The organism is Flavobacterium sp. KACC 22758 (assembly GCF_028736135.1).
Taxonomy (GTDB): domain Bacteria; phylum Bacteroidota; class Bacteroidia; order Flavobacteriales; family Flavobacteriaceae; genus Flavobacterium; species Flavobacterium johnsoniae.
This window is the reverse complement of record NZ_CP117878.1, coordinates 460,869-480,875: the sequence shown is the minus strand read 5'-3', so window position 1 is coordinate 480,875 and position 20,007 is coordinate 460,869. Positions and strand designations below refer to the sequence as shown.

The window sequence follows — 20,007 nt, the reverse complement described above, 5'->3', positions numbered from 1 at the left end:
TACTATATTTTATCTAAAAAAAACGCTCCATAAATTACTATTTAAGAAGCGTTTTTCAATAACAAATTAAATTTTCTAAAATTAAGATTTTACTAATTTCTCCTTTTTCATTTTAGGTGAAACTGTAGTTTTTACATAAGAAGGAGACTGTAAATCGTCTAAAACATTTAATGCTTCCTCAACATATACATCTTTCGATAAAGCCTGGTGCCAAGCTTCTCTTTTCTCTTTTAATGTAGCATCATTGTTCATTTCCTGCACTTCATAAGGTAATGATTTAAAAACCAGATTGTTTTTGTAATCAGAAATTGGTTTGTATTTTTTACCTTCATTTTCAACTTGTTCCTGAGTTTCTTTAAAACTCTTAATGTTCAGGCTGTATGTATTTTCTTTGTTCTTAACATCAATCCATTTTGCATTGTCTTCAATTAATTTAAACTGAGGATTTTCTGCAATTCTGGTTCTGCTTTTCTCAATAGCCTTACTAAAATTTTGGTTAAAAGTCCACGTACTGTAATCAGCAGGATCAATTTTATCCCAAGGCATTGCGTTGTCAATATCACGCTCACCCATTTTTAGATAAGCATAACGATCCGGCATTACAACATCACTGTGAACACCTTCTAATTGAGTTGAACCACCGTTAATTCTATAGAATTTTTGTCCTGTAATTTTCAAAGCACCTAAATCTCCATAATTTGCATTACGAACAAATTGGTTTAAATCAAGTACATTTTGTACCGTTCCTTTACCATAAGTTTGTTTACTTCCAATGATAACGCCGCGTTTGTAATCCTGAATAGCTGCTGCTAAAATCTCAGAAGCCGAGGCAGAGAAACTGTTAACCATAATTACCAATGGACCGTCCCACTCTATTTTTTTGTCTTTATCGTATAAAACTTCTTTCTTTTTTCCAGCAGATTTTACCTGAACAATTGGTCCCTCTTCAATAAATAAACCTGCAATATCAACAACAGTAGAAAGAGATCCTCCTCCATCGTCGCGAACATCAAGAACGATTCCGTTTATATTTTCTTTTTTCAGTCTTTCTACTTCAAGAGCAATATCTTTTCCGGCATCACGACCGTCTTTGTTTTCAAAATCGATGTAAAATTTAGGAAGATAAATAACTCCATATTTCAATCCGTTTTTTTCAACAATACTAGATTTAGCGTAAGTTTCTTCAATTTCAACCACATCTCTTACAATTGAAATTACTTTAATACTTCCGTCAACTTTTTTAACTGTAAGTTTTACTACAGTTCCTTTGTGTCCTTTGATTTTTTTAACAACATCGTCAAGACGCATTCCAACTACATCAACCGGTTCTTCATTACCTTGAGCAACTTTAAGAATTAAATCTCCTGCTTCAAGTTCTTTTCCTTTCCATGCAGGTCCGCCGGAAATTAACTCATCAATTTGAGTAAAGTCATTTTTCTTAGTTAATCTTGCTCCAATTCCTTCTAATTTTCCGCTGATATTTACATCAAAACGATCTTTTTCTTCTGGTGCAAAATAACTAGTATGCGGGTCAAAACGAGCCATTATAGAATTTAAATACACAGAAAACCAGTAATCTTTATTTAAATCTTTAATAACACTAAAATTGTCATCTAATGATTTTAAAGAACTCTCACGAGTTTCTTTTTCTAAAGTTTCAAATGATTTTTCTTTGTAAGCTGGATCTTTTTTCTTTTTCTCTTCTTCAATTTTTTGTTTTGTTACAAGTGAAGAAAGAGTCGAAAGTTTAATTTGTTTTCTCCATCTTTCATTAATTTCATTTAAATTCTTTGCATACGGAATTGTCTCATAATCTGCATTAAAAGTCTCATCTGTATTATAGTTAAAAGGCTGCGCTAAAATAGTTTTATAGCGTTTTTTACTCTCTTCCATTCTTTTCATTAATCTTGTATAAGTTAAATTAAAGAATGTTAAGTCTTTGTTTAAAAACTGATCATCAAGCATTAACTCATATTGCTTGAATTCATCAATATCCGACTGCAGAAAGAACCTCTTTGAAGGGTCTAATGCATCGATATAATCCTTAAAAATACCTTTTGAAAAATCGTCATTTATTTCTGCAGGACTATAGTGTCCTTTTTCAATAACAAAAGCCAGTAATTCTAAAAGTGTCTTGTCTCTATTTGGATCCGGATCATCATTCTTGTCAGCATTTATCTTAAAAGCAAACAGGGTTAAAGACAAGCATAATACGGCTATAAGTATTTTATAATTTCTTTTCATAAACTTAATAATAGCATTCATCAAATTTTTTAATCTAAGTTACGGTAAAAACTATGCCAACATGCCAAGATCAGTATAATTTTTTGTTAAAGATATAAAAATGTTTATCGTTCAAAAGTGTTCCTGAATTTAGTTTACAATTTTTATTTATTTGTTAGTAATCTACCAAAATCTGTTACTACATTTGCTTTTACAAGCTTTAATTTTGAAAAATCAAAAATAGCAATCTTATCATGAAAGACGAAAAACCCTTAATATTAGTAACCAACGACGACGGAATTCTGGCTCCGGGAATTAGAGCTTTAATAAGCGTTATGGAAACTATTGGCGATGTTGTTGTAGTCGCTCCAGACAAACCTCAGAGCGCAATGGGTCATGCCATCACCATAAATAACACTTTATTTTTAGATAAAATTTCTAAAGATGATGATACAATTACAGAATACAGCTGTTCTGGAACTCCTGTTGATTGTGTAAAATTGGCAGTAAATGAAATTTTAAAAAGAAAACCAGATTTATGTGTTTCCGGAATTAACCACGGATCAAATTCTTCAATTAATGTTATTTATTCCGGAACTATGAGTGCCGCTGTCGAAGCAGGAATTGAAGGAATTCAGGCCATTGGTTTTTCACTTTTGGACTTTGACTGGAATGCCGATTTTGAACCGGCGAAAGCATTTGTAAAAAAAATAGCTTTAGAAACACTTAAAAACAAACTGCCTCCCGGCGTTGTTTTAAATGTCAATTTCCCAAAATTGAGTGAAAAAGAAATTAAAGGAATAAAAGTCTGCCGTCAGGCTAAGGCTTATTACGCTCAAAAATTTGACAAAAGACAAACTCCTTTTGGTAAAGATTATTACTGGCTGACGGGCAAATTTACAAATGAAGACAATGGCGAAGATACAGACGAATGGGCTTTAGAAAACGGATATATTTCTGTGGTTCCGGTTCAGTTTGATTTAACGGCACATCATACTATGCAGCAACTTAATACATGGAAATTAAATGGATAAAAAAGAATTTATTATTGGGTTTCTTATTGGAATCTTTACATCTCTTTTGGGTAGTTATTTGTTTATCAAATTCTTTACAAATTTTGATATTTCTACCGGAATTCGAACTATAAAAGAAATGGGATATTTGGGAAAAATAATTACAATTGGAACCACTTTAGATCTTGCTGTCTTCTTAATTCTTTTAAACCGAAATAAAGAAATGATGGCCAGAGGCGTGATTTTAGCCGTGATTGTTCTGGCAGTTTCAACCATAATTATTTAAATCCTATCTTTGTGCTGCAATAAAAATTTGTTGATATGAAATACTACATAATAGCTGGCGAGGCTTCTGGAGATCTACACGGTTCAAATTTAATGAAAGCCTTATATGAGGAAGATCCTCAGGCCGAAATTAGATTTTGGGGCGGTGACTTAATGCAGAAAGCCGGCGGAACTTTGGTAAAACATTATCGCGATCTTGCATTTATGGGTTTTGTTGAAGTGCTTTTTAATTTAAAAACCATTTTAAACAATATAAAATTCTGCAAAAAAGATATCTCAGAATTTAAACCTGATGTTTTAATTTTTATTGATTATCCTGGCTTTAATATGCGTATTGCAAAATGGGCCAAAGAACTGAATTACAGAACTCATTATTATATTTCTCCTCAAATCTGGGCCTGGAAAGAAAATCGCATCAACGCCATAAAACAGGATGTTGACAGAATGTTTGTAATTCTGCCTTTTGAAAAAGGTTTTTATGAAGACAAACATCATTTCCCTGTAGATTTTGTGGGGCATCCGCTTATTGATGCTATTCAAAATCAGCCCGCTTTTAATGAATCAGCTTTTAGAGAAGAAAATAAATTAGGAGAAAAACCTATTATTGCTGTTTTACCAGGAAGCCGTAAACAGGAAATTACCAAAATGCTGAGCGTAATGTTAAGTGTTGTTGATGATTTTCAGGATTATGAATTTGTTATTGCGGGCGCACCAAGTCAGGATTACGAATTTTATCAGCAGTTTATAAAAAACAAAAACATCGCATTTGTATCGAATAAAACGTATGATTTACTGCGTTCTTCAACAGCTGCTTTAGTTACTTCTGGAACAGCAACTTTAGAAACAGCACTTTTTAAAGTTCCTGAAGTGGTTTGTTACAAAGGAAGCGCTATTTCATATCAAATTGCCAAACGAATTATTACTTTAAAATATATTTCGCTTGTTAATTTAATTATGGATCAGGAAGTTGTAACTGAATTAATTCAGGGCGAATGCAATACAAAACGCATCAAAGAAGAATTAAACAAACTGCTTGAACCTTCTCACCGTGAAAAACTGCTAAAAAACTATGATATTTTAGAACAAAAACTTGGTGGGGTAGGCGCAAGTAAAAAAACTGCAAAACTTATTGTTGCCGATTTAAAATCTTAAATATTTCTGTTTTGAAAAAAATATTCGTTTTCCTTCTTCTATCGATCGTATTCGTTTCTTGTAAATCGACTTCAACTGTTGCAGGCAAAAGCACAAGCAAAAGCGAATCTAAAAAAGAAAACAGATCTCTGGTAAAGAATTTAATCGATACTGCAACAGATAATATTGGTGTAAAATACAAGGCCGGAGGAACTACAAAAAGCGGTTTTGACTGCTCCGGATTAGTTTATACTACTTTTGAATCTGAAAATATAAAACTGCCAAGAAGTTCTTTTGAACAGGCAAAAATTGGAAAAGTTATTCCGCTTAATGATGCAAAAAAAGGAGATTTAATTTTCTTTAAAACCAACAAAAGCAGACAGATTAATCACGTTGGACTTATCACGGAAGTAAATTCAGACGAAATAAAATTTGTACATTCTTCTACTTCAAAAGGCGTTATAATTTCTTCTACAAAGGAACCTTATTATAAAAATTCGTTTGAACAAGTAAACAGGGTTTTTGAATAATCTCATCTAAAATATATTTATTTTCTTACAAATATTTAATACTTTTACCTGATGAAAGTATTAGATTTTCCTTTAGTTAAAATAACAATTCCCTTTATCTTTGGGCTTTTAGTTTCCTATTATTGCCAGCCGCCGTTAAAAGCATCTCTCATTTTTCTTGGTTTTTCAACAATCTTGTTTTGTGCTTCGTATTTTATTTCAAAAAGAAATAAAAAAGCAAAAACATTTTTTAGCATCAACAGTTTTCTTTTATCTTTTTTTGTTGGGATATGCGTTTTGCTTTTCCACACCGATACTTTCGACAAATCTAATTATACGTACTCAAAAACTGTTTTTGAAAACCAGCAGTTCATCACTTTTACTTTAAGAGAAAAACTCAAAAGTAATGATTATAATGATCGATATATTGGCCTTATAAACAGCATTGACGGCAAAGTTTATTCAGGCAGAATTATTGTCAATATTCAAAAAGACAGTTTAAAAAATCCCCTTATTATTGGAAATACAATTAGAGTTGAAACTACTTTACAAAGAACTTTTTCGAACAAAAATCCAAATCAGTTTGATTATGCAAAGTATTTATCAGACAAACAGATTTACGCACAGTTATATTGCAAAAAATCAGAAATAAAAGTCAGCAGGACAATTACAAAAGATATTTGGTATTATTCTGGACGTTTGCATTCTACTATTCTCAAAAATTTAGAAAGCGCTCATTTTAATAAAGATGAAATGAATGTTGCGCTGGCTCTGATTTTAGGACAGCAGCAGGAAATTTCAGCAGATATAATCAAAGATTATCAATATTCGGGAGCTACACATGTACTTTCTGTTTCGGGACTGCATGTTGGCTTTATAATGCTTTTTATAATGTTTATCTTAAAACCAATTCCAAATACCCGAAAAGGCTCTGCAATTAAATTAATTACTATTTTAATTTCTCTGGCCGGTTTTGCTGTTATTTCTGGTTTATCGCCTTCTGTATTACGCTCTGTTGTAATGTTTTCGTTTGTAGCAATAGGAAATCATTTACGACGAAGCGGTAATATTTATCACACTTTATTAGTTTCCCTTTTATTGATATTGCTTTTTGAACCGTACTTTTTATTTGATGTTGGATTTCAGCTGAGTTATTTAGCTTTGTTTTTTATTGTTTGGCTTCAGCCGGAATTAAACAAAATCTGGAAACCAAAAAATAAATTTATTCTATATATATGGAACGCACTAACGGTTTCTTTTGCAGCGCAAATTGGCACATTGCCCTTGTGCCTGTATTATTTCCATCAATTTCCGGGATTATTTTTTGTAACCAATATTATAATTCTGCCGGTTTTATCTTTTATAATGATTGCAGGAATTATCGTTATGTTATTTGCCATTTTCAAAAGTCCGCCCGAAATATTGGTTTATATTTTTGAAAAAAGTATTTTCATTCTAAATCAACTAATTCATTATGTAGCTTCATTTGAATCATTTGTCATTCAAGGCATCAGCTTTAATTTTTATTACTTGATAACGCTGTATCTTGTAATAATAAGCGCCACAATCTGGTCTCAAAAACCAAGTTACAATAAACTCATTGCAGTATTTATATCAATAATTTTATTTCAATCTGCACTGATTTATACTAAAAGAGAAATTTCAAATCAAAAGGAATTAATCGTTTATAATGTGAAGAAAAACACTTTGATTTCTTCAAGAAATGGAAATATCATTACGCTTTTTGCGAGCGATACAACGAGCAGCAAAAGCACAAAAAGCAATGTTTTTAACTCTTACTTAGTTGGTAATTTTAGTGTTTTAAATAAATCTCAAAAACTTAAAAACGTATTGTTTTTCAAAGGCCATAAAATTTCCATAATTGACAGCACCGGAATTTATGCAAACAGTATATCTCCTGAAATTTTAATTTTAACTCAATCTCCCAAAATAAATCTAGATCGCGTTTTAACACAGCTGCAGCCCAAAATTATTATTGCAGATGGTTCTAATTCATATACGCTTCAAAGAATTTGGCAGATAAGCTGTGAGAAAAAAAATATCCCTTTTCATGCCACAGCCGAAAAGGGATTTTATCGATTAAATTAAATCTTTTTTATTCTGGATTTAAAATTAGATCAGAGTTTGTGATCCATGTTTTGACACCTCCTGAACTATATGTAAGTTTTCCTAATGTATTAAAGTTGGTTTTTTCTTTTCTAATAGTGGCACTTGCATAACAAACTTCAGGAACATTTTCAACTCCAAAAGCGTTCTTTAATCTTATGTTTTGTTCTCGAACCTCGCTGGCAATATTAGGATCAGACAAATCAAGTCTCACTAAAATCACATTTTTTCTAGACCATTTTTCAAAATCTATAGTTTTAAAAACTTCATTTTGCAATGCATCTGAAGCACCTGCCGATGTAAATAAAATCAACATTGGTTTTCTTTGTTCATTGCTGAGATTGATTGCTTCTGTCATGTCGGTTTTCCATTCCAGATTTTGCGATTCTGCTATACAGGCAGTTAAAAATAAAAATAGGGTAAGTAGTTTTCGGCTCATATATATTGGTTTTGGTTTGGGTTAAAGGAACTAAATTAACATAAAACCCACATGAAACAAGAGTCTTTAAAACAAATAGTTAGAAAAAAATACATTAAAATGAAATTCTCTTTTTAAGGTTTAATATTTGAAAAAACCGAAAAAAATACCCTGTTAAAATATTAAATGTACAATATACATTTAAAACCGTTTAAAAAAAATATCCCTTTTCAACATACATTGAAAAGGGATTCTACAAATTAAACTAAGAAACTTAATTTAAATTTATTACTCGCTCGGATGCAGGATGTTATTTGATTCTGCAATCCACGATTTTGCCCCTCCTGGTTTATACGAGATTTTTCCAAGAGCGCTGAAAGTCGTTTTATTTTTTCTTACCGAAGCTATTGCATAACACACTTCCGGCAGATCCTGAACTCCAAAGGCATTTTTTAATCTAACGTTTTGCTCTTTATCTCCATCTGAAGCCGTTTCATCTGATAAGTCTAATTTTACCAGTACAACATTGTCGCGCGACCATACAGCAAAGTCTGGAGTTTTAAAGATTTCATTTTGAAGATTTTCTGGTACACCTGAGGCAGTGAATAAGATTAACATTGGTTTTTTTTGTTCATTACTAATGGCTATTGCATCAGTCATATTAGTTCTCCACGCAAGAGTTTGTGCCTGAACGAAAAATGAACCTAAAAAAAACAGTAGGATAAGTAGTTTTTTAGTCATATTATATTGGTTTTGGTTAGTATAGCATGACGAAATTAACACAATATTTTAATTATCCAAATTATATCACATTAAAAAATACATTATATGTTTTTTTATACATAAATAAATATATAAATAACAATTTCAGAAACATTATATGAAAACCTTTTCTTACTAAACAAAAAAACTCCTTACATTACTGTAAGGAGTTTATATATAAATTATAGTTTGAATATATCTTTTTAAGACTTTTTAGGATGAACAATACCTTCTGCAACTGTTAACCAGGCAGATGGTCCTCCGGCAACATATCCTGTTTTGCCAAGACCTTTAAAGTTAATCTTTCCGTCTTTTGCTTCAGCACTTGTAAAGAATACTGTTGGAAATCCCTGGATTCCAAAAGCCTGCTGTAATTCATTATTTTGACTCTTTAATTCCGGAGTCTGAGGCACGCCTCTTGGATAATCTAACTCTACAAGAACAACATTATCAGCAGCCCATTTTTTGAATTCTGCCGTTTTCAAAACTTCATTTTGCAAACGAATGCACCATCCGCACCAATCACTTCCGGTAAAGAACATTAACATTGGTTTTTGTTCTTTATTACTTATCGTGATTGCTTCTTTAACATCAGTATACCATTTTAGTTCCTGAGCTTGTCCAGCAAATGCTCCAACTACAAAAAAGGCTATTAATAATATTCTTTTCATAATGTATTATTTTTCGCAAATTTAAACAAAAAATGTATTGAAAAAACAGTTTCTGCTTATTTTACTTCCTGCATTAATCTTCTGAGTAGGGGAGTCAAAACAATTAACGCAATACCAGCAATAAGTGCATATAAAGCCAATTGATAATATCCATCTGTATAGGCAATAAGCTTAGACATTAAAGTTGTTCCTGTATTGGCATCAGACATTTCAGCACCTAATTTTCCTGCAGCAAACTGCCCGAACGCACTAGATAAAAACCATAATCCCATCATCATTCCAAACAAACGTTTAGGAGACAATTTTGTAATTACAGACATCCCGATTGGTCCAATACACAATTCACCAAGTGTATACAAAAGATACCCTAAAGCAAACATATCTAGAGAACTTAATCCATCTTTGTTTACAAAAAATCTAGCACTATAAAAAATAAAGAATCCTGCCGCTAGTAAAAGAAACGATAACCCAAACTTAATAATTGTATTTGGTTCAATTTTTCGTTTAGACATGTAAATCCATAATAACCCAACTAATGGACTAAAAACAATAACATATAATGAGTTTATACTATTATTTACAACGTTTGGATCTATATTAAAAAACAACAATTTAGTAGATAAATTATCCTTTGCAAATAAAGATAATGACCCTCCAGATTGCTCTGAGATAGCCATAAACATGAAATATGCAAAAATAAAGATAAATGCCGCCAAAAGCTTAAGTTGCTGCTTTCGTTCCTTAATCATTATTAATTCATATATAAAATATCCAAATGCCAAAACTCCAATCGTATACATAAAATATTCTGTGTAATCAGAGTTTATAACCATTATATAAACAAGCGGAATTACCATTATAGAACCAGCATAAACTGCGATTTCGTAAAGGCTACGTTTTTTAGGCGCATGATTTTCTAATGGAGAATTTCCAATTGGCGCTAAATGCTTTTTTGTTAAAAGAAAAGTTACAACACCAATAATCATAACAACTGCAGCAGAAAGGAAACATAAACTCCAAGAATAGTTCTTTCCTAAATAAATAGGAATTGCTCCTCCAAGCATTCCACCTATATTAATTCCTGCGTAAAACAATCCGTAACCAGCGTCACGGCGTCCATCGTTTTCGTGATACAGCTCCCCTACCATCGAAGACACGTTCGGTTTAAAAAAACCTGTTCCAATAATAGAAAGTGTAATCCCGTAATAAAAGAAATCATGCGGATTTGCAGCAATTAGCAAATTACCCAAAATCATAACGATCCCTCCAAAAAGAAGCGACTTTTTAAATCCTAAAACTTTATCGGCAAAAATTCCTCCAATAAAGGTAAAAGCATAAACAAAAGCTTGTACAGCACCATATTGAAGACTTGCCTGCCCATCCAGCAAACCCAATTGGTCTACCATAAAAACTGCTAAAACACCACGCATTCCGTAGAAACAAAAACGTTCCCACATTTCAACCAAAAACAAGTACCACAATTGCTTTGGGTACTTGCCTTTAAAATTTTGAATTTCTTCTAAAGTAATATTGTTTTCCATTTTATATTTTATCTAACACCGTGCATTAATTTTTTCAATAGTGGCGTTAAAGCAAATAATAAAACTGCTGCAATACCTGTCAGGACAACAAAAACCATAAAGAATTCATATAAATTATGGATTTCAAATCCTGCAAAAATTGGGTTTTGAGCACTAATTTGATGATGATCTAATAAAGACAACTGATCTGCTGTCAATGTGATTTTTTTATCTAAAACTGCCTGAAGATCTATTCCAAGTTCTTTTGCCTTTGCAAATTTATCTCCGGTTGCCGGCAAGATAGAACCTAAAGTTCCTCCCAAGGCATAACCTGATGCATTAGACAAAAAGAATACTCCGTATAATAATGATGCAAAACGTTTTGGAGACAATTTACCTACCAATGACAAACCAATTGGAGACAAACATAACTCAGCACATGTATTTAGGAAATATAATAAGATAAGCCATTTTACTAATAAAAGTCCTGAAGTTCCGATGTAAGAAACCTGAGTCGCAATCATAAAGAAACTCATAGAAATTATCACTAACCCAGCAGCTAATTTTACAGGTGAAATCGGCTCTTTACCTTTAGCTCTTAAAGTATCCCAAAGAACACTAAATGGAACTGCTAAAAACACAACAAACATTCCGTTAAAAATTTGAACCATCGATGGAGGCATTGCCCAGCCAAAGAAATGTCTGTCTGTTTGGTTATCAGCAATAAAAGTCAAAGATGAACCTGCCTGCTCAAACGCCGCCCAGAAGAAGATAATAAAGAACGATACGATATAAATTACAATAATTCTGTCTCTTTCTACTTTAGTTAAAGAAGTATCAGAAATAATCAATCCTGCTAATGCAAGACCACTTGAGTAAATCAAAGTATAAATTAAGTTTTGACCTACCACGTAGTGAAAAAAGAATCCTAAAGCAATAAATGCTACTCCTGCCATAGCAAGAGCTTTATTAGAAAAGTTTGCTTTTTGTGATTCTCCTTCTTCAAAATCTGAAGCATCATTTTTAGAAGGAAGTCCTCCTAATGGTTTTCCTTCCGGAGAAACTACATATTTATTTTTCAAGAAGTAAAAAAGAATTGTACCTAGTAACATTGCTGCAGAAGCCGCCATGAATCCCCATCTAAAAGCGTGGATATCTCTAATACCGCCTGCATCTTTAACATCTCCTAACAATGGACAAATAGACTGCCCTAAGAATGCCCCAATGTTAATTCCCATATAGAAAATAGTAAAAGCACTATCTAATTTTGTTTTTTCCTGTTTTGGATACAAACTTCCAACCATACTAGAAATGTTTGGTTTAAAAAATCCGTTTCCAAAAACAATTACTCCTAATGCAGAGTACATAATAATTTTTGCCAGATCTAAATTTGACTCAAAAACACTTCCGCTGGTAAACAAAAGCATTTGCCCTATTGCCATTAATAATCCGCCTAATAGAATACAATTTCTATTTCCTAAATAACGGTCAGCAACAAAACCACCCAGCATTGGTGTCAAATAACAAAGTCCAAGGAAACCTCCATAAATTAGAGACGCTTCTTCTTCTTTCATCAATAATGAATTCACAAGAAATAAAGTTAATAAAGCGCGCATTCCATAAAAATTGAATCGCTCCCACATCTCCGTTCCGAATAGTACCCAAAGACCTTTTGGATGCGCAGTTTTTACTTGAGTTTCTCCCATATTTTCATTATTATTTTTAGGTTAATATTGTTTTAGATTATAAATTTTCTTTGATAAAATTGGTCATTTTATTGTAAAGCTGAACTCTTGTTTTTCCGCCATAAATACCATGATCTTTATCTGGATAGATTTGAGAATCAAATTGTTTATTTGCCTGAATTAAAGCTTCCATCATCTGCATTGTGTTTTGAACGTGAACATTGTCATCGCCAGAACCATGAATCAATAAGAACTTTCCTTTCAATTTATCAACGTGATTTATAGGAGAGTTTTGATCGTATCCGCTTGCATTTTCTTGTGGAGTCTGCATGTATCTTTCGGTGTAAACACTGTCATAGAATCTCCAGTTTGTTACAGGAGCAACAGCAATTGCCATTTTAAACACATCATTTCCTTGGAAAATACAGTTAGATGCCATGAAACCACCATAACTCCATCCGAAAATTCCAATTCTTGAAGCATCAACATATGGATAAGCACCAATTACTTTTGCTGCATCGATTTGATCTTCAACTTCGTATTTTCCTAATTCTTTTTGAGTCACCTTTTTGAAATCAGCCCCCTTGTAACCTGTACCTCTTCCGTCAACACAAGCCACAATATAACCTTGCTGTGTTAATGAAAGAAACCAATAATCATTAGAGTTATTCCATTGATTCGCTACCTGCTGCGATCCCGGGCCTGAATATTGGAACATAAAAACCGGATATTTTTTTGAAGGGTCAAAATCTTTTGGTTTTAAAATCCATGCATTAAGTTCGTTTCCTTTTGCTGTTTTTAAAACAAAGTATTCTTTTGAAGGAAGGTTATACGCTTTTAATTTATCAGCAAGAGCCTGATTATTTTCGATAACCTGAATTTCTTTTCCTGTTTTAGCCTCATTTAAAGTATAAGTCGTAGGCTGTGTATTACTTGAAAAAGTTGTAATAAAGTATTGGAAATTTGGACTAAAAGTCGCTGCACTTGTTCCTGTTTTTGAAGACAAACGCACTTTATTTTTTCCGTCTAAACCAATTCTGTAAAGATCTCTGTTAATAGAACCATTTTCTGTAGACTGATAGAAAATCGTTTTTGTTTTTTCGTCGAAACCGTAGTATGAAACTACTTCCCAGTTTCCTTTTGTAACTTGATTTTTAAGTTTTCCGTTTTTATCATACACATAGATATGATTAAAACCGTCTTTTTCGCTGGTCCAGATAAAACTGTTGTCTTTTAAGAAAGTCAAATTATCAGTTACATCTACATAAGCTTTATCTTTTTCATTTAAAACTACTTTTGCTGTCGCTGTATTTCCATCAACAAACAATAAATCTAAATTGTCTTGGTGACGGTTTAAAACTTGTGCACAAAGTACATTTGCATCATTTGTCCACTGCATTCTTGCAATATAAAAATCATTGTAGTTTCCTAAATTTACTTTTTTTGCAGTTCCTGCAGCTACATCATATAAATGTAATGAAACTTCTGAGTTTTTTTCTCCTGCTTTAGGATATTTAAAAGTTTCAATTTTTGGATATAAATCTTTATGAAAAATTGACATTGAAAACTCAGGAACCTGGCTTTCGTCAAAACGAATGTAAGCTACTTTTTTACTGTCTTTGCTCCAGTCAAATGCACGCACAAAAGCAAATTCTTCTTCGTAAACCCAGTCAGTAATACCGTTAATTACAGCATTTTTCTTTCCGTCTGTAGTAATTGGTGTAGATTTTTTTGATGCTACATCATATACATATAAGTTATTTTCTTTTGCGTAAGCGATTTTAGTTCCGTCAGGTGAGAAAGTTGGCTCTTGAATCTGAAAATCAACAAGTTTAATCAGAGATTTTGCTGCAATATCGTAAAGGTAATAATCAGCAGTAAAAGAGTGACGGAAGATTTTAGTAGAATTACAAGCAATTAAGATCTTTTTTTCAGAAGCATCAAAGGTGTAGCTGTCAATTCCGTCGGCAAGTTCTTTATGGTTTTTAGTATCAACAAGATTCGATACTTTTTTGAGCGTAGCAAAATCGTATAAATCGATCTGCATACTTCTGCTCGCCTGGTCAACATTTAAAACAGTATATTGATTTGTATTTTTCAGCGATTGCAGTTCATCCATCCCTTTAGCCCGGAAAGTACCGCCAAAAACATTTTCGACAGTTATTTTTTGCTGTCCAAAAACGACCGCAGTTAAAAATAAAAGTACTGCAGTAAATTTACTTGTATTCATTAGAATTATTTTAAATATAAAAAGAGCCCAATTTTAATAAAAAAAATAAACATAATACACATTTTAAGTGTTAAATGTTAAAAAAAATAACGATTGCGTACTTTCATGTCTGAAATAGATTGCAATCAAAACTCTTAAAATAGTATCTTTGCGGCAACATTATTATTTAATATATTGAGAATGAACAACGCTGTTGCCGGATTTTCTAAATTATCCAAAAAAGAAAAAATTAACTGGATCGCCAATGAATATTTTTCGACTCCTGAAGAGGCGTTAAATATTATAAGAAATTACTGGAATTCAGACGAAAAGCTCCAACAGCTGCATGATGAATTTATTGAGAATACGATTACCAATTTATATATTCCGCTTGGGGTAGCCCCAAATTTTTTGATCAATGGGAAGTATAAAACGATACCAATGGCCATTGAAGAAAGTTCTGTCGTGGCTGCAGCCTCAAAAGCAGCCAAATTTTGGGCTTCACGCGGAGGCTTTAAAGCAACTATAATTGATACCGAAAAAATTGGTCAGGTTCATTTTAATTTTAATGGTGATGCCGAAAAATTACAATCGTTTTTCCAGCAGATAAAACCTAAGTTTTTTTCTGAAACACAAAGCATTACCAAAAACATGCAGGAACGTGGCGGCGGTATATTAGATATTCAATTAAAAGACAAACGAAATTTACTTGAGAATTACTATCAGCTTCATGCCACTTTTGAAACTAAAGACAGCATGGGCGCTAATTTTATCAATTCATGCTTAGAGCAGTTCGCATCTACTTTAAAAGAAGAATTTCAGCATTCTGATTTATTTTCTGAAGAAGATACACTAACTGTTATCATGAGTATTTTATCGAATTACGTACCTAACTGCCTAGTTAGAGCCGAAGTTTCATGTCCAATTGAAGATTTAGCCGAAAAGCATATCCAAAATCCACAGGAATTTGCAGAACGCTTTGTTCAGGCTGTTCAAATTGCCGAAATTGAGCCTTTTAGAGCTGTAACACATAATAAAGGTATCATGAATGGTGTTGATGCTGTTGTACTGGCTACAGGAAATGACTTTAGAGCTGTAGAAGCCGGAGTTCATGCTTATGCTTCAAAAAACGGTCAATATGCAAGTTTATCACATGCTAAAATTGAGGATGGAATTTTTACATTCTGGCTTGAAATTCCTTTAGCACTAGGAACCGTTGGCGGCTTGACTTCACTGCATCCATTAGTAAAATTATGCATGGAAATGCTTGAAAAACCTTCTGCAAAAGAGTTAATGGAAATTACTGCCGTAGCAGGTTTAGCACAAAATTTTGCAGCGTTGCGTTCTTTAACCACAACAGGAATTCAGGAAGGACACATGAAAATGCACTTAAATAATATCATCAACCAGTTTGAAGCTACAGACGAAGAACGTCATTTGATAAAAGCACATTTTAAGAAAACTGCTGTTTCGCATAGTGCTGTAGTTGAATTCATTGAAAATTTAAGAAAATAATTAGAAGCTGATCCCGCTATTCGTTGCAATCTTTTTCTTTTTAAAGAAAAAAGCAAAAGGATTTCCACTTCTATCGGGGCTAAAAAATACGTATGTCAACAACCTTTTACAGTAACGGAAAATTATTCATCTCTGGAGAATATTTAGTTTTAGATGGCGCAGATGCTTTTGCACTGCCAACAAAATTTGGTCAGGATTTAGTTGTAACAGAAGGAGAAAACCAAATCATAGAATGGAAAAGTTATGACTACGACAAACAGCTTTGGTTTGAAAATGTAATTTCATTTGATGAAGTCATAAACAATATAGATTCTGAAGTTGAAACTGTAAAAACCACTTTAATTAATATCCTGCACGAAGCTTATCTTTTAAATCCTGAATTTATCAAGCAGTCAAAAGGATATAGAATAACAACGAATCTTACTTTTCCAAGAAATTGGGGATTGGGAACATCTTCGACCTTGATTAATAATATTGCGCAGTGGACCAAAATTAATGCTTTTACACTGCTTAAAAACAGTTTTGGAGGCAGCGGTTATGACATTGCCTGCGCACAGAACAATACTCCTATTTTATATCGAATAGAAAACAATTTTGTTGAACCGGTTATTTTCAATCCGGACTTTACAGAAAACATTCACTTTGTTTATCTCAACAAAAAACAAAACAGCAAAACTGCTATACAAGCTTATAACAAACACAAAGATCAAAATCTAGCAAAGAGTGTTGCCGAAAACAATAAAATAACTAAAGCTATCCTGAATGCTAAAACCTTAAAAGATTTTGCTTATGCAGTAGAAAAGCATGAAATTCATTTAAGCAACATTATGGAAATAAAAACAATTAAAGAAATTGCGTTTCCTGATTTTAATGGTACTGTTAAAAGTCTGGGCGCTTGGGGTGGAGACTTTGTAATGGTGGTTTCAAAAGAAGATCCTAAGGATTATTTTACATCAAAAGGATATGATGTTATTCTCTCTTATGATGAAATGATTTTGCAGGAATAGTTATCAATCCAATAAGCACAATTAAAAATTTACTTTTTGATCATTTTCAACTGGTTCAGATTCTAAACGTCTTACTTTTTCATTTTCCTGCTCGTTAGACTCTATAAGTGTATTATGTAAACGCTCAGCCATTTTCTCAATACTGTTTGTAATAGAGTCGTACACCAGCTCCATTCTGCGGTGTTTTTCTTCTTTTACAGCTTTCAAAACATCTTCTACAAAAACTTTATCGTATTTTTCAGCTACAGAGTCACGGGTATTGGTTAGCCTGATAACGTAATCGTTACTTAAAATTGTTACCTTAAAGTGCTGTTCTTCGTTACTTAAATAATATTTACCACCCAATTCATCAACATTGATGTCGGTACTGCTAACTTTTAAAAGCTCCGTAATTATTCCAAAAATGTGATTTTCAATTTTAGAATATACTTTTGGTTTTCTTCTTAAAAATTTAAACTTATAAAACATTAAATGTTTGATTATTAAAGTATTTATTTATAATTCTCTCAGAACTTGCATTAACAAATGTTTGTTAAAATTTAGATTTGTTAGAACAAAAATTCCGACAAATTAACTGTAATATTTTTATAATCACAAATTTTTAAGGTTATATTTCCATAATTCCCATATAGTTAGGCAAATTGTATAAAGCATTTACTACAAAAACATTTTACCAAAACATTATATACAGAAAAACCCGAAACATTCAATTGAACGTTTCGGGTTTTTTCTTTTATTTATTTTACTAAAACTTTCGCTTAGTAATTAAATTGTAATCTGTTATCTTCAATTTTAGCATTGTTTTTCAACGCTGGCAAAATTCTTCCTGCATCAGATGCGCTTTGAGCTTTTACTTTAGCAACATATTCTGCATGGTTTGTAAGAGCCGGAGCTTTTACAGTTTTGATATTTTTCACTACATAAACTCCTGTATTTCCTTCAATTGGAGCAGAAAGTTTGTTAGCAGCTAAAGCAAATGCAGTACCTACAACTTGCGGCTCTTGTCCAACTCCGCCTGGTAAAACAGGGTTATCTAAAGTAACATCAGCAGCTTGTTGTACAGCTACACCAGCACTTTTAGCAATAGCTTCGATGCTTGAACCTGTCATTTTAGCTTTTAAGATTTCTGCTTTTTTCTTGTTTTTCAAGATTGGCTCAACATAAGGTCTAGCCATAGTAACAGAAACTAAACCAGATTTGTTTTCTCCTTTGTATTGAGCAATAACGTGTCCGATATTAGCTAATTCAAAACGTTTAACATCACCTTTATCAGTTTCTTTATCAAATGCCCATCTAACGATGTTTCTTTGAGCTCCTAATGGTCCAAACTGCTCGTCCATAGCTTTTGCAGAAACCGGACCTTCAACTTTTAAACCTAATTCTTTTGCAGTAGCAGCAAAGTCTTTGTCTGCAGCTTCCATTTCGAATTTAGTAGCTAATGTAAATACTTTATCAGAAGTAGCTTCAGAAGGCTCAATTTTTTGAGCAATTGTAGCTAAACGAATTCCGTCTTGTTTGTCTGTAATTTTAATAACGTGGAAACCGAATGGAGTTTCTACTAAACCAACTTTTCCAATTCCGTTGTTGAATACAAAATCATTGAATGGTTTTACCATTTGGCCTTGACCAAAATATCCTAAATCACCACCTTGCTGAGCAGATGAATCATCAGAACTTGTAAAAGCAAGCATCATGAAGCTGTCAGGGTTTGACTGAACTTGTGCTAAAATTTCTTCAGCTTTAGCTTTAGCTTCTTCTTTAGTTCTTTTTTCTTTTTGGTTAGGTGTTTGAGAACCTTCGTAACCAATTAAGATATGACTTGCTTTAGCGTTAACACCAGCTTTAAATCCTAAAGATTTAGAAATTGCATAGTATTTTCCGTAAACATAAGGACCGTAAATTGCACCAGCAGGTAAGCTGAATAATTTATCAGCATCTACAGCTGGAAGAGCATTTTTAGGAACATAAGTAGAATCGTAAGGAACATCAGAATTTGCGTTTACAAATTCAGCAATGTTTGTTGCGTTTCTAAATCCTGGTAATGTATCGTTTTTACCTGTTTTTGCATTGTAAACAACACTTCCAGATAATAAGGCAGTAATTTTAGCTTTAATATCAGCCTCATCTTGTTTTGATGCTTTATCTTCAACTAAAACGTATTGAATTTCACGAGTTTCATCAGCTTTGAATTTTTTCTCGTTTTTCTTCATATAATCTACGATATCTGAATCAGAAATTTTTACTTCACTATCTTTAATAGAAGAGTATAACGCTCCAGCGTAAGCAAAGTTTACTTTGTTAGCTTCCATTTCATACTTTAACTTTCCTTCACTAGCAGTTGTGTAAAGTCCAGATTTTACTAAAGTATTATAGATTTGAAATTTTGCGTTTAATTCAGCATCTTTTTCTTTATCAGAAATATATTGTGCTGCTTCAGGATTTGCTTTAAAGTAGTCTTTAAATTTAACTATATCAAAAACTCCTGCTGCGTTTAAAAACATAGGGTTTTTACCAATATTTGGGTCTGATTTTAAAACTTCAATTAAGTGTTTTTCACCAACTCTCAATCCTAATTTATCAAACTGAGCTGATAATAATGCGATTGAAACTTCTTGATCCCAAACTCTGTTTGCAGCTTCAGTGGAAGTAATTCCTTGACCACTTTTTTCAAGATTACTAACTTTAACTCTAAAGTCTTCAAATGAAATATCTTTTCCATCGATGCTTCCTACATCTTTTGAACTTTGACTAAATGTTCCTTTACCGATTAGATCTTGTATTATAAATGCAAATAATGCAAGTGCAATAACTCCTATCAATAAAGCGGAACGCTGTCTAATTTTTGCTAAAACTGCCATTTTTATTATCGTTAATTTTATATTCAGTTTGCGAAAATACAATTATCTAGTTAATAACAATACAACTAGCGTTT

The 20,007-nt window shown here is 32.5% G+C and carries 16 protein-coding genes; 7 read left to right on the top strand and 9 right to left on the bottom strand.

Features of this window, described 5'->3' with window-relative positions; genetic code table 11:
• Positions 1–81: 81 nt before the first annotated feature.
• The gene (locus tag PQ462_RS02155) at positions 82–2,265 is read right to left on the bottom strand and encodes a carboxy terminal-processing peptidase (protein WP_274252206.1); all 2,184 of its coding nucleotides are present in this window, start codon (positions 2,263–2,265) and stop codon (positions 82–84) included.
• 212 nt (positions 2,266–2,477) lie between these two features.
• Here PQ462_RS02155 and surE point away from each other — a divergent pair, with 212 nt between their 5' ends.
• Genes surE through PQ462_RS02130 form a run of 5 tightly spaced genes read left to right on the top strand, consistent with a single transcriptional unit; the run spans position 2,478 to position 7,270 of the window.
• Positions 2,478–3,257, top strand: a complete 780-nt coding sequence (gene surE, locus PQ462_RS02150; RefSeq protein WP_073408040.1) for a 5'/3'-nucleotidase SurE — start codon at positions 2,478–2,480, stop codon at positions 3,255–3,257.
• On the top strand, positions 3,250–3,522 hold the full coding sequence (locus tag PQ462_RS02145) for a hypothetical protein (protein ID WP_274252205.1): 273 nt from the start codon (positions 3,250–3,252) through the stop codon (positions 3,520–3,522). Before surE ends, PQ462_RS02145 begins: the two co-directional genes overlap by 8 nt.
• A gap of 35 nt (positions 3,523–3,557) precedes the next feature.
• Complete coding sequence (gene lpxB, locus PQ462_RS02140) at positions 3,558–4,673, top strand: lipid-A-disaccharide synthase (protein ID WP_274252204.1); 1,116 nt, start codon at positions 3,558–3,560, stop codon at positions 4,671–4,673.
• A gap of 11 nt (positions 4,674–4,684) precedes the next feature.
• The gene (locus PQ462_RS02135; RefSeq protein ID WP_274252203.1) at positions 4,685–5,182 is read left to right on the top strand and encodes a C40 family peptidase; all 498 of its coding nucleotides are present in this window, start codon (positions 4,685–4,687) and stop codon (positions 5,180–5,182) included.
• Between the two features lie 51 nt (positions 5,183–5,233).
• Positions 5,234–7,270: a ComEC/Rec2 family competence protein gene (locus PQ462_RS02130; RefSeq protein ID WP_274252202.1), complete on the top strand. Its 2,037-nt coding sequence runs from the start codon at positions 5,234–5,236 to the stop codon at positions 7,268–7,270.
• A gap of 7 nt (positions 7,271–7,277) precedes the next feature.
• Here the strand turns inward: PQ462_RS02130 and PQ462_RS02125 are convergent, their stop codons facing one another.
• The 6 genes from PQ462_RS02125 to PQ462_RS02100 all read right to left on the bottom strand — a co-directional run bounded on the left by PQ462_RS02125 (position 7,278) and on the right by PQ462_RS02100 (position 14,574).
• Entirely contained in the window at positions 7,278–7,727 is a 450-nt protein-coding gene (locus PQ462_RS02125) for a hypothetical protein (protein WP_012023504.1), read from the bottom strand.
• 267 nt (positions 7,728–7,994) lie between these two features.
• A complete protein-coding gene (locus PQ462_RS02120) occupies positions 7,995–8,447 on the bottom strand; it encodes a hypothetical protein (RefSeq protein ID WP_012023503.1) in 453 nt (150 codons plus the stop codon).
• A gap of 224 nt (positions 8,448–8,671) precedes the next feature.
• Positions 8,672–9,139 carry a thioredoxin family protein gene (locus PQ462_RS02115; RefSeq protein WP_012023502.1) on the bottom strand — a complete coding sequence of 156 codons (468 nt, stop codon included), beginning with the start codon at positions 9,137–9,139 and terminating at the stop codon, positions 8,672–8,674.
• A 56-nt stretch (positions 9,140–9,195) separates the two neighbouring features.
• Positions 9,196–10,680 (bottom strand): peptide MFS transporter, encoded by a 1,485-nt coding sequence (locus PQ462_RS02110; protein WP_073408042.1) that lies wholly within the window; start codon positions 10,678–10,680, stop codon positions 9,196–9,198.
• Positions 10,681–10,688: 8 nt separating this feature from the next.
• On the bottom strand, positions 10,689–12,365 hold the full coding sequence (locus tag PQ462_RS02105) for a peptide MFS transporter (protein ID WP_274252200.1): 1,677 nt from the start codon (positions 12,363–12,365) through the stop codon (positions 10,689–10,691).
• A 37-nt stretch (positions 12,366–12,402) separates the two neighbouring features.
• Positions 12,403–14,574 carry a S9 family peptidase gene (locus tag PQ462_RS02100; protein WP_274252199.1) on the bottom strand — a complete coding sequence of 724 codons (2,172 nt, stop codon included), beginning with the start codon at positions 14,572–14,574 and terminating at the stop codon, positions 12,403–12,405.
• Between the two features lie 180 nt (positions 14,575–14,754).
• Here PQ462_RS02100 and PQ462_RS02095 point away from each other — a divergent pair, with 180 nt between their 5' ends.
• Entirely contained in the window at positions 14,755–16,068 is a 1,314-nt protein-coding gene (locus PQ462_RS02095) for a hydroxymethylglutaryl-CoA reductase, degradative (protein ID WP_274252198.1), read from the top strand.
• Between the two features lie 92 nt (positions 16,069–16,160).
• On the top strand, positions 16,161–17,075 hold the full coding sequence (locus PQ462_RS02090; protein ID WP_274252197.1) for a GYDIA family GHMP kinase: 915 nt from the start codon (positions 16,161–16,163) through the stop codon (positions 17,073–17,075).
• A 21-nt stretch (positions 17,076–17,096) separates the two neighbouring features.
• On the opposite strand, the gene PQ462_RS02085 is transcribed toward PQ462_RS02090, so the two are convergent.
• Positions 17,097–17,543, bottom strand: a complete 447-nt coding sequence (locus tag PQ462_RS02085) for a hypothetical protein (RefSeq protein WP_274252196.1) — start codon at positions 17,541–17,543, stop codon at positions 17,097–17,099.
• Between the two features lie 290 nt (positions 17,544–17,833).
• Positions 17,834–19,933: a peptidylprolyl isomerase gene (locus tag PQ462_RS02080; protein WP_274252195.1), complete on the bottom strand. Its 2,100-nt coding sequence runs from the start codon at positions 19,931–19,933 to the stop codon at positions 17,834–17,836.
• Positions 19,934–20,007: the final 74 nt, after the last annotated feature.